Source organism: Prevotella sp. oral taxon 306 str. F0472, from assembly GCF_000257925.1.
Lineage (GTDB): Bacteria > Bacteroidota > Bacteroidia > Bacteroidales > Bacteroidaceae > Prevotella > Prevotella vespertina.
The window spans coordinates 1-10092 of record NZ_AJIN01000030.1 but is presented as its reverse complement, the minus strand read 5'-3'; the positions used below and the strand labels follow the sequence as shown (position 1 = coordinate 10092).

The 10092-nt window shown below is 41.6% G+C and carries 11 protein-coding genes, 1 tRNA gene, 1 other RNA gene and 1 pseudogene; 5 read left to right on the top strand and 9 right to left on the bottom strand.

The window, feature by feature from the left end:
- Positions 1 to 46 precede the first annotated feature (46 nt).
- From HMPREF9969_RS04625 to HMPREF9969_RS04605, 5 genes are all read right to left on the bottom strand, one after another.
- Positions 47 to 1057 (bottom strand): FAD:protein FMN transferase, encoded by a 1011-nt coding sequence (locus HMPREF9969_RS04625; RefSeq protein WP_009434684.1) that lies wholly within the window; start codon positions 1055 to 1057, stop codon positions 47 to 49.
- A gap of 52 nt (positions 1058 to 1109) precedes the next feature.
- A complete protein-coding gene (locus HMPREF9969_RS04620; protein WP_036895042.1) occupies positions 1110 to 1796 on the bottom strand; it encodes a DUF6048 family protein in 687 nt (228 codons plus the stop codon).
- The gene (locus HMPREF9969_RS04615) at positions 1753 to 2229 is read right to left on the bottom strand and encodes a DUF6452 family protein (RefSeq protein WP_009434679.1); all 477 of its coding nucleotides are present in this window, start codon (positions 2227 to 2229) and stop codon (positions 1753 to 1755) included. Before HMPREF9969_RS04615 ends, HMPREF9969_RS04620 begins: the two co-directional genes overlap by 44 nt.
- Positions 2230 to 2311: 82 nt before the next feature.
- Positions 2312 to 3262: a glycosyltransferase family 2 protein gene (locus tag HMPREF9969_RS04610; protein ID WP_009434685.1), complete on the bottom strand. Its 951-nt coding sequence runs from the start codon at positions 3260 to 3262 to the stop codon at positions 2312 to 2314.
- A gap of 14 nt (positions 3263 to 3276) precedes the next feature.
- Positions 3277 to 3825 carry a DUF4199 domain-containing protein gene (locus tag HMPREF9969_RS04605; RefSeq protein ID WP_009434683.1) on the bottom strand — a complete coding sequence of 183 codons (549 nt, stop codon included), beginning with the start codon at positions 3823 to 3825 and terminating at the stop codon, positions 3277 to 3279.
- A 158-nt stretch (positions 3826 to 3983) separates the two neighbouring features.
- On the opposite strand from HMPREF9969_RS04605, the gene ffs reads away from it, so the two are divergent.
- Positions 3984 to 4080: signal recognition particle sRNA small type (gene ffs, locus HMPREF9969_RS12290), an RNA gene on the top strand.
- A gap of 3 nt (positions 4081 to 4083) precedes the next feature.
- Positions 4084 to 4157, top strand: a tRNA-Thr gene (locus tag HMPREF9969_RS04600).
- A 602-nt stretch (positions 4158 to 4759) separates the two neighbouring features.
- On the opposite strand, the gene HMPREF9969_RS04595 is transcribed toward HMPREF9969_RS04600, so the two are convergent.
- Positions 4760 to 5959 carry an esterase gene (locus HMPREF9969_RS04595; protein ID WP_009434686.1) on the bottom strand — a complete coding sequence of 400 codons (1200 nt, stop codon included), beginning with the start codon at positions 5957 to 5959 and terminating at the stop codon, positions 4760 to 4762.
- 354 nt (positions 5960 to 6313) lie between these two features.
- Here HMPREF9969_RS04595 and trxA point away from each other — a divergent pair, with 354 nt between their 5' ends.
- Together trxA and HMPREF9969_RS04585 are read left to right on the top strand one after the other, a co-directional pair.
- A complete protein-coding gene (gene trxA / locus HMPREF9969_RS04590) occupies positions 6314 to 6835 on the top strand; it encodes a thioredoxin (protein WP_036895040.1) in 522 nt (173 codons plus the stop codon).
- A gap of 18 nt (positions 6836 to 6853) precedes the next feature.
- The gene (locus HMPREF9969_RS04585; RefSeq protein ID WP_009434682.1) at positions 6854 to 7210 is read left to right on the top strand and encodes a MarR family winged helix-turn-helix transcriptional regulator; all 357 of its coding nucleotides are present in this window, start codon (positions 6854 to 6856) and stop codon (positions 7208 to 7210) included.
- Between the two features lie 558 nt (positions 7211 to 7768).
- Here HMPREF9969_RS04585 and HMPREF9969_RS04580 read toward each other — a convergent pair.
- Together HMPREF9969_RS04580 and HMPREF9969_RS04575 are read right to left on the bottom strand one after the other, a co-directional pair.
- Positions 7769 to 8068 carry a hypothetical protein gene (locus tag HMPREF9969_RS04580; RefSeq protein WP_009434675.1) on the bottom strand — a complete coding sequence of 100 codons (300 nt, stop codon included), beginning with the start codon at positions 8066 to 8068 and terminating at the stop codon, positions 7769 to 7771.
- 49 nt (positions 8069 to 8117) lie between these two features.
- Positions 8118 to 8348 (bottom strand): YecH family metal-binding protein, encoded by a 231-nt coding sequence (locus tag HMPREF9969_RS04575; RefSeq protein WP_009434680.1) that lies wholly within the window; start codon positions 8346 to 8348, stop codon positions 8118 to 8120.
- 265 nt (positions 8349 to 8613) lie between these two features.
- Here HMPREF9969_RS04575 and HMPREF9969_RS04570 point away from each other — a divergent pair, with 265 nt between their 5' ends.
- Entirely contained in the window at positions 8614 to 9054 is a 441-nt protein-coding gene (locus tag HMPREF9969_RS04570; protein WP_009434678.1) for a hypothetical protein, read from the top strand.
- Between the two features lie 200 nt (positions 9055 to 9254).
- Here the strand turns inward: HMPREF9969_RS04570 and HMPREF9969_RS13175 are convergent.
- Positions 9255 to 10088, bottom strand: a pseudogene (locus HMPREF9969_RS13175) (transposase).
- Positions 10089 to 10092 lie beyond the last annotated feature (4 nt).

Genomic DNA, 10092 nt, shown 5'->3' with positions numbered 1-10092 from the left:
CACCCCTGCCCCCTCTCCATTCGGAGAGGGGGCAGGGGTGAGGCTGTTATTGGGCTGGGGTGAGACCTTTACTATACCATACTTGCATCTTTCCTTTGCTATCTGAATAGATAAAATACGCCATCAACTCAGGGTGACGATCGAGTAACTGCTTGGCTTTCTCTATGCCCATCACCATGAAGGAGGTGGCATAAGCATCCGCAGTAGCGCAGTTCTTGGCTAGAACAGTAGCCGAAAGGAGAGAGTGTTGGACGGGGTATCCAGTCTTAGGGTCGATAGTGTGCGCGTATTTCTTACCTCCTTTATAATAGAAGTTACGATAGTTTCCACTCGTCGCCATGGCTCGGTCGGTCACATTCAGTACCGCCTCATACTCTTGATTGACGTTCACACTATCGTCAGTAGGCTTTGTTACACCAATATGCCAGGGCAATCTCTTCTCGCTGTTGCCCTTAGTAACGATCTCACCACCTATCTCTATCATGAAATTCTTTACTCCCCTTCGTTCCAGCAAACGTGCAACACAATCGGAGCCATAGCCCTTTGCGATTGCAGAACAGTCCAACATGATACGTGGGTTTTGCTTTCGTATGGTGTTACCAACCAGTTTCACCTTATTAAAACCAACGATTTGTCGCAGGCTATCAATCTTCTCCTTTGATGGATGAACACCTGTTTTGAAGCCGAAGCCCCACATATTTACCATTGGCGCAACCGTGATGTCAAATGCACCATTGGTCTCCTTAGACACCTGTTGAGCGAGTGTAAACACCTCTTCAAACATCTCATTAACCTTGACGGGTTTGTTTTGATTGATTAGCGAGATGACTGATGAAGGCTCAAAAGTTGAGAAGGTCTGGTTGACGCGTTTAAGTTTTGCATCTATTTCAGGCTGCAGGTCTTCATCATTCTGGTACGTGATGTGATAGACAGTGCCGAAGATAAAACCCGTATTATGCTGATAGGGCATATCATGTTGGCACCTCACAATGACGATGGAACCGATGAGCAGCACCAAAAGAAAGGGTATTTGCCAATATAGTTTCTTATTCTTCATAATCGTAATATGGTCATTTTAGAGTTGAAAGGGGCATTTGCTAGTTGGTTGATTATAGTTCGAGAAGAACATTAAATGTGGCTCCGAGCGTTGAAGAACCGCCTCGCCCGTAGCCAGGTACATACCATGGATCACCTAAGTCGTTGCTTTTCTGATGGGCACGAACCTTATATCTTAGGCTCCAACCCATACGTATTGGTCCCCAAATCTTGGCATCTACACCGAAAGAAGCCTCTATCCAAAGAAGGTGCGAACGCACACCTGTACCACCAAAAGGCACTTGGTTGCCCCAAATAGGGTCCGTCACGGCAGGTGCCGAAACGTCATATTTGAAGCTTGTATAGCCTACTCGTCCTCCAGCCAGCACACGATAGGCATCATGTTTGTCCTTTAGAAGATTGAAGTCGATACCTATACGACCATAAGGAGCACGTGTCTTAAATTGTGTCGAAGTGTTATCATCCGTCTTATTAGCCTCTCCCACACCGATTTCCAGCACTGGGTAATACTTATCTTGGAGGTTTACTCGTAGCAAAGCCTCGTATTGTCCGTAAGAAGAGAGCGCCTTCATTGCGGGGCCGACGACGTCAACTCCAACGGCAGCACCCCTGAAGAACGCCACAGTATCAGGCTTTGTGGGTTGCACCTTTTGCTTTCGTTGTGCATGGGCAACACTTGGCAGAAGGAGAAACAGACTAATGCTGAGTAAGACGAAGGTATATATTCTCTTTCGTTCCATCGTAGTCTACGTTGGGATTATTGATGTTTATCTGACTAACTGCACGTCCCGTTGTACTTACGGCAGTAAGTTTATGGAAAAAAGCAGGGGCACAATCGACACTTTCAAAGTGGCTAATATTAGTCTTACTTATCGTGATGGTATCAACGACAGATAGCCCTGCTGCATTGGTCAAGACGAACCGCAGGCGGTCTTGTGCACCTCCGTAGCTCATCGGCAGACTGAATTTTGAAGTCTTAATAAGGCTGTTAATCAATATAGTATCAGCCTTTCCGTCACGAAGAGCACTGATGGTCAATGTGTCACGAAGGCTGTCGCCCTGTAAGACATAATTAGCCATTACGGGATTGTGAACGCCACAATCAATATCAGAACAGCTTGTCAAAGAGAGGAATACACCTGCTGTCAAACAAGTGAAAACGGCTAGGAGCATTACTCTTAGCCCTTTTTTACTCGTTATGCTAGCCTTCGCATATTTGTCATTTATCATCATTTGCATTACATCAGTAGGTTTTTTACATCTCTTTCTCTATCTGGTAATCATTGCGTCGAGGGTTACTTCGACTGATTAAATCGCCTATGAAACCAGCAAGGAAGAGTTGTGTACCCAAGAGAATAGCGGTCAAGGCAATATAGAAAGAGGCGTGATTTGAAAGCAAATCACCATATTCTCCATTGAAGAGCATCACTGTTTTCTCTATAAGTAGGCTAATGAGTGCAATGAAGCCAATAAAGAATACGAAGGAACCAAGCAGTCCGAAGACGTGCATAGGCTTCTTTCCAAAGTTGGTCAAGAACCATAAGGTGAGTAAGTCGAGATACCCATTAAAGAATCGATTAATGCCGAATTTAGACTTACCATACTTACGTGCCTGGTGGTGAACCACCTTTTCTCCGATACGAGCGAAGCCTGCCTCTTTGGCAAGATAGGGGATGTAACGGTGCATCTCACCATAAACTTCGATGTTCTTCACCACATCTCGGCGGTAAGCCTTTAGTCCGCAATTAAAGTCATGGAGGTTATGTACACCACTAATCTTACGTGCCGTTGCATTGAAAAGCTTAGTTGGTAAGGTCTTAGATAACGGGTCGTAACGCTTCTGCTTATAGCCACTTACGAGGTCAAACTTATCCTCCGTGATCATTCGGAAGAGCCCTGGAATCTCGTCAGGAGAGTCTTGTAGGTCTGCATCCATTGTAATGACAACATCGCCTTTAGCCGCTTTGAAGCCACAATATAGGGCTGGACTCTTACCATAGTTACGGCGGAATTTAATGCCATGAACGTGCTCGTCCTTGCGATGAAGCTCTTCTATGATCCCCCAACTATTGTCAGTTGAGCCGTCATTGACGAAGATTATTTCATAAGAGAAGCCGTTGGCATTCATCACGCGTTGTATCCATGCGTGCAATTCTGGTAGACTTTCTTCCTCATTAAATAGAGGAACTATAACGGAAATATCCATTGTTTATGTTCGGATTAATATTGTTTTGAATTAGAGGAGGGTACTTGTTTCATCATTAATGCAGCAATGATTAATGATAAGAAAACGCCGAATACCACTGCAGAAATAAAGCTATTTGCAGCCAAGACAGCCGGTTCCGTCATCATTGAAAGGAGCCGAATTATATCATTGTAAGATACGTTCATGGTTGTAAACATCTGTTTTGCTTGTGGTGTGGAATAGACAGTTGTAAGGATAGATAACAACCTTCCGTTGTCGACATAATTCATATACAACCATTGAAGAAGGCTGAAGATGAGTGCCGCATTGAAGTGAACTCGAAGGCAGTAAAACAATCCGCGCTTGAAAGAAATGACCCCATTGCGCCCTTCCTCACGGAACTTTTTAAACCGATAAGCCACAAAGAAGGGGGTAGAAAAGAGCAATATCGTATAGAACTGACCCAATATTGGAAGGGAACTAGAGTATAATAAACAGGCGAAACTAGCAACCCAAAGGATTGCAAGATAGAATCCGTCGTAACGAGAATACGCCGATAATTGTTTGAGTTCATCGTGTGTCATACTGCAAAATTACTGATTATTTATTATATATAAGGTGCCTCCTTCCTAAAATTAAGATTATTTGTTAAAAAGCGAAAAAGGTGTTCTTTCTTTTCGTATTTATAAATAATTTATGTACCTTTGCAGCGCTTTTTCCAAGTAAGGAGAGAGCTTCATACGGGCAAGTCTCCTACGACCAGCTCCCTTCAAATCCCCCAGGTTGGGAACAAAGCAAGGGTAGAAGGTTGTAGCGGTGCGATAGGAATCGCTTGTCCACCCGCCTCTTTAGCTCAGTTGGCCAGAGCACGTGATTTGTAATCTCGGGGTCGTTGGTTCGAATCCGACAAGAGGCTCGAATAGATAAAATGACTAGAAACGAGAGAGAAGGTATGTCGTGAGGCACACCTTCTTTTGTTTTTTAGACTGCTGATAAGCTCTTTTATAACCCTCAATAGGCGTTACGACAATTCCTGATAAACGATACTTGAAACGCTGCTAAGGTTTAATTTGAATCTAATCATCATTATTTTGCCCGCTCATTGGCTTCTACTAATGATCCTCTCCACTGGTCTATTATGGGGGAAAGGGAAGCTAGTTGGGAGGTATAAAATGCCCACCAGTAAACTTCATATATATCATTTGAAATAGAGAAGAAGCCTCACCCCCATCCCCTCTCCGAATGGAGAGGGGCGTGAAGACTGCTAGTAGGATAAGAGAAGATGGTTAGTGGGATTATAGATAATTGTATTTTTGAATCAAAGAAGAGCTTTTGGGAATAACATCCCCTCCATCGGAAGGGCTTGGGGAGGCTTTTTAGTAGAATGAAAGAAACGCCCTCCTCAATTTGAAGAGGGCGTTTCTTCACATCAAAGGGAGGTTCTTCTCATAGCAAGGAAACGCCCTCTTCAAATGGAGAAGGGTGTTTCCTTGATAGGAAGCGAGGTTCTCTTGATATTTAATCCTTGAATAACTGTTGTGCGAAAGTTGCTAGATAGATGCGCCAGTTACGCCAGATGTGACCGCCATCAGTCTCTAGGTAGGTGTAAGGATAATGCTTGGAATCAAGGTAATTACGCAATTTCTCATTCTCATTATATAGGAAGTCAGCCTTGCCAATACCTATCCAAAAGAGTTTAGGAGAGCCTTTGAAGAGATTGTCAACCTTGCTATTTGTATCCTCGTATAGCGGTGAAGAAGTCTCCTTCTGATGGGGTTTGACAGCTGCAGAAAACAATCCGATGTAATCGAAAGAGTTAGGGTTATTGATAGAGATGTACAATGAATGGAACCCACCCATTGATAAACCAGCGATGGCTCTATGCGCTTTGTCCGCCTTTACTCGATAGTTTTGTTCAACGAAATTAACCACATCTTGGAAGGCAGACTCAAAGTTTCCATCCATCGTCTTAGGTAGTTGTAAGGATGGAACCTTTAGTCCTTCGGATGTCTCACCGGGTGCTGCTTCCTGCGAGATATTGCCATTTGTCATTACAACAATCATGGGTTTCGCCTTGCCTGAAGCGATGAGATTATCCATAATCTGCGTTGCTCTACCTAGTTCCGACCACGCATTTTCATCGCCTCCCATGCCATGTAAGAGGTAAAGAACAGGATATTTCTCTTTGCTTTGTTCGTATCCTGCAGGTGTGTAAATGGTTAATCGGCGTGTCATATTAGCCTTTGGACTCTTATACCAAGTCTTAGTAACAGTGCCATGAGGTACATCCTTCACTTGATATAAGCCATTGACGCCCCCATCAATCATAAAGATACTGAAGGTACTAGCGATGTCGCGAACTGCATAAACGTTCAGTGGGTCAGTTACTTTGACGCCATCTATCAGTATATTATATGTGTATAACTCGGGTTGGAGAGGGGTAGAAGTGAAGGACCAAACGCCCTTTTCGTTCTTTTTTAAGAGTTGTGGACCTTGTCGGTCGTACTCTCCTTGTGGTGTTTTCACCTTTTCTATAGGTAGAAAGTCGCCCACAATCTCCACCTTTTGGGCCTCAGGTGCATTGACATTAAAGGTTACTGACTTATCAGCATTTACCACTGGTGATGCCAGAGGAGCCTTGTTCCAATCGAGCGCTTGCTGTGCTAAGCCTGTTGCAGAAGCCATTGTGCAAGCAAGAGATAAGATAATTCTTTTCATGCGAATGATGTTTTTATGATTTACGATTTATGATCTTAGTTCTTTATCACCTTAGTTTGGCACGAAGAGGGTGCTAACAACCAAGTAGATTGATTGTTTACAAAGGTACAAAAAATAATGTCTAATGTTCCAAGTGTTGGTTATGTGGAGAGGAGCAAAGTGCTAGTTTTAACAAAAATAAGGCTCACGTGCGATATTGTTAAGGTTTAATAATTTCCAAAGGAAATTTGGTCTTATTGATAAAAGTGCGTATCTTTGCATCGTTTTCCATAGGAAACAATATTGAAAGAATAATCCAATAAGGTTTTATCAAACCTTTAAGTAATAATAAAAATAGATAATTGTAAAAAGGAAATGAAGCGTATCTCGACACTAGCATTTGCCATCATGATCTTAGGAATGACAGCATGTTCTGCAAATAACAAGCCTGCTAAGAAGACAGATGATAGTACTGTTGCTGGCAAAGCAACAAAAGAAACAAATGTAAATAACCAAAATGAAGGAAAGGAAAAAGGTATGAATGTAACAGAAATGACAGCTGAGATGTTCAAAGAGAAGGTGATGGACTATGAGAAGAACCCACAATCATGGGTTTTCAAAGGCGATAAACCAGTTATTATAGACTTCTATGCAACATGGTGCGGACCCTGTAAAGCAACTGCTCCGATACTTGAGGAGGTAGCAGGAGACTATGAAGGTAAGATCGATGTATATAAGGTTGATGTTGATAAACAGGCTGAATTGGCTTCGCTCTTTGGTATTCGTTCAATCCCATCATTGCTCTTTATCCCTAAAGAAGGTAAGCCTACAATGCAGACAGGAGCGATGAATAAGCCTCAATTTGAGGAGGTTATCAAGTCAACCTTGCTAAAGTAAGTAACGCAGAAAGGGCGCATGAATAGTGAATGTGTTCGTAAGATTCGGGAACTCTCACGCCTTGTAACAGCCTTTGAGTCCGACTTGCAACAACGTGTGGGGCTGAATCTCAATGAAGCGGCACTACTTTGTTTGCTCTCCGAACAGCCTAATCCGATGTTAGCAGGTGAGATTGCTGACGAAATGGGGATGACTCGTTCGAATGCATCTAAGGTGATTGCCGCACTTGAACGGAACTCCCTTATTCGTCGTCGGGCTTGTTCGGAAGATGGAAGATGCCAACGATTTCATATTACCAAGCATGGTTTAGAGAAATTGGCACAGGTTCATTGCGACTCTATTGTGGTTCCCGACGAATTGAATGGGATTATCTAGTTGTTGACAAGTAGGTTCTTACAATAGGATAGCAAAGTAGGAGCAGTTATTTCATAGGTTGGTTCTCAGCCTTTGATGTAACTGCTTATTTGCAGACAGATAACTGCTGTCTTGTTTTTAAAAATAGCTTTTCTTGCTTTTAATAGGACTAATATGTAATAACGATAAAGGCTTGATAGTTATATATTAAACGGTTAATTATATCTAAGAAACTTGATTTTCTGCGGTTGAAATGTTGATGTATGTCAAAAAGAAGAGAGGCTCTTCAATCTTTTCGGAAATCGTTACATTACTATCAACTATTTATCGTACATTTGCAATGCAATGGTAGACTAATAGGGAATGAGTAGTGGTGTACTACTTTCTCAGTCTTCTTTTGATTAAATAACTAGTGATTGTTACAATAGAGATAATCAAGTCATTAAGGTTAGATTGATTATTGTTCAGGAGAGACACATTAGACTGTCTGTCGACAGTCAAGGGGAGGCATAATAGCAGGTAACTGCAGTTGTGCCTCCCCTCATTATATATAAACGATTGTTGTTAAGTCTGTTTTGCTTAGCAACCAGAGCCATCAAGTCGGCAAGAAGCTGCCGATGGTGCATCATCAAGATGGATTCCTGCCTCTTCAGGAGACAATGTTACGGTGCCATCTTCAAGTAGGAAGCAAGGGACACCAGCATATCCATGCTTTTTCGCATCGTCGAATACAGGGCTATTATCGCGTAGGCGAAGGAACTCCTTGAGGTATCGTATGTGGGAACCAATGTCAATTACTTCATAACGGCTATCTCCCTTTACATGCTCGTCGACGGCAATACAATCCGGACAAGTGCTCATTCCATATATTTTTATCATGTTTCTTTGTTTTTATTAAATGGTTTGTTCTATACTAAAAAGCCTATGTTTAATGATTACAAATCTTTGTTGTATCTACCGTGAAGCCCTCTGTTGCAGGCATAAATTTACCTCGTTCGGTGAGGAAATCAACTAGTTCTGTTGCATTCATACCCTCTCTAGAGCAAGTGTGGAATTCCTCCTCTGGTCCAAAGTGCTCTATGATTGCTTTTACCAAATCCTCTTTTGTTTTGTAACTATTGCCCTCCATCATGTGGAGAACATCATGTCCATGTGCCATATAATTGATGTTTTAATGTGTTTATAATGTCAGTCAAAGATGAAATCTCTGCCTATGATTAGTATTAACAAAGCTTGTGCCAGCCAGAATATTAACCTCTTTTAAGTGCATAAATGTGTTTTTGTGTCCATTAAATGGTTACTTTTGTGATAGAAAATGGTATGTTTTGGCAGTTTGTCAGTCCTTTGGCACGTGTTTCGCATATGTTTTTTGTAGTGATACATAGGGTTAATTTTTTAGAAATTAAATGATATTAAAAATAGAGATGAAGAGACTTTTAATTGCATTTAGTGCTGCATTGGTGTTATTGTCATCATGTGTAACGAGTCAGAAGAGTTTGAAGGAGAGTAAACCAGTAGCCTTTGTTGAGGCGCGGAACTACTTCCATATTGGTGACGAAACAAAGCCTGTAATTCTAAAAATTACTTCGAAGGCAGAGTTTGAGCGGCAGTTTGGTGAGGCTGCATTTATGGGTAAAGGTGGAGAACCTACTCATATTGACTTTAATAAGAGTTTTGTTGTTGCCTATATCATGCCTAAGACTAGTCTTAAAACAGACCTCCGACCTTTGTCACTCAGCGAGGTTGGTAAGAAGGAATTGCTTTTGACCTATGATTTAAAGCAGGGAACGAAGCAGAGTTATTCAACACAACCCTTCTTTATCCTTATTGTCAATAAGCGATATGAGGGTTATAAAGTAAGATAGAGATTATCTTGTTTCATGTAGATTGCTTCTTTCTCGTGTCTTACTTAGGCTGATGTTGGATGGAGAAAGAATCCATGAAAGGACGAAGGGAATGACTTGAGAGGTCGGATTATTTGAATTTCTGGGCGTAATGGACATTTGGTAGGCTGAAAACCTCTCGGGTTTTAGTAATGGACATTTGGTAGGCTGGTTATTCTAGTCTACTTTTTTGTATTTATGAATCCATCTATAAACTTCTTCTTGTTAGCTTCATTCAATCCATTATGATTATGCAGTGCTCTTTTAAGTTGTGAGTTAAATCCTTCCAACAGGTTTGTTGTATTTGCATATCCGGATGCTCCTCACACGTATAGAGCCATGGCAGATGTGTCTTAATAGAACGTCTTGCCGTTCTCAGTCTTCTGTGTGTTGTCTTACCCGAGATTAGGAGAGTTCGTTCATTTAGGAACTCTTTCCATTTATCACACCATTTATCAAAAGCGGTTATAAACTCTTCTTTTCTCATAGAGAACATCCTTCTCATTAATGCCAACAGTTCAACGCCTGCAGGCAAATGTGGGTTGTTAGTAAGGAGTCTTCTAACTATCTAAAATTGGTGAAATTGACACATTTGTACGGGACAGAAACTTATAACTTGTAAAAGTCCTACATGCCCATCACACACCACTGCTTTTATCATGGTTCCACACTCCACAATATACCGAAGTCCATCAAGATAATCTCTGTTAGTTTCGTTTTTGACAAACTTGCGATAAAGTATTTTTCCTGATGAAGCATCCTGAAACAGCATCACACCAAATGTTCTGGAAAAGTATGTTGTATCCAATATTATTACTGCAGATTTGGGGGTAAGTAGAAGTAAAGCTATCTACTACTAAGCTCAACCTACGTCGTATGGTTCGCTCTGAACATTTATAAAGAGTGGATAGATCAGATATCGTTCGATTTGCCGTCAGATAGTCGTTCCATAGAGAAATATTATTTATACGCAGACCACCTTGAAATTGTCTACCACAATCCTTGCAGGAATACATCTGA

What these genes read in the sequence shown, in the direction of transcription:
- HMPREF9969_RS04605 (WP_009434683.1), bottom strand. Translation starts at nt 3,825, where the DNA reads ATGACACACGATGAACTCAAACAATTATCGGCGTATTCTCGTTACGAC.
- HMPREF9969_RS04570 (WP_009434678.1), top strand. Translation starts at nt 8,614, where the DNA reads ATGAAGAGACTTTTAATTGCATTTAGTGCTGCATTGGTGTTATTGTCA.
- HMPREF9969_RS04585 (WP_009434682.1), top strand. Translation starts at nt 6,854, where the DNA reads ATGAATAGTGAATGTGTTCGTAAGATTCGGGAACTCTCACGCCTTGTA.
- HMPREF9969_RS04620 (WP_036895042.1), bottom strand. Translation starts at nt 1,796, where the DNA reads ATGGAACGAAAGAGAATATATACCTTCGTCTTACTCAGCATTAGTCTG.
- HMPREF9969_RS04615 (WP_009434679.1), bottom strand. Translation starts at nt 2,229, where the DNA reads ATGCTCCTAGCCGTTTTCACTTGTTTGACAGCAGGTGTATTCCTCTCT.
- HMPREF9969_RS04610 (WP_009434685.1), bottom strand. Translation starts at nt 3,262, where the DNA reads ATGGATATTTCCGTTATAGTTCCTCTATTTAATGAGGAAGAAAGTCTA.
- HMPREF9969_RS04625 (WP_009434684.1), bottom strand. Translation starts at nt 1,057, where the DNA reads ATGAAGAATAAGAAACTATATTGGCAAATACCCTTTCTTTTGGTGCTG.
- HMPREF9969_RS04575 (WP_009434680.1), bottom strand. Translation starts at nt 8,348, where the DNA reads ATGGCACATGGACATGATGTTCTCCACATGATGGAGGGCAATAGTTAC.
- HMPREF9969_RS04580 (WP_009434675.1), bottom strand. Translation starts at nt 8,068, where the DNA reads ATGATAAAAATATATGGAATGAGCACTTGTCCGGATTGTATTGCCGTC.
- HMPREF9969_RS04595 (WP_009434686.1), bottom strand. Translation starts at nt 5,959, where the DNA reads ATGAAAAGAATTATCTTATCTCTTGCTTGCACAATGGCTTCTGCAACA.
- trxA (WP_036895040.1), top strand. Translation starts at nt 6,314, where the DNA reads ATGAAGCGTATCTCGACACTAGCATTTGCCATCATGATCTTAGGAATG.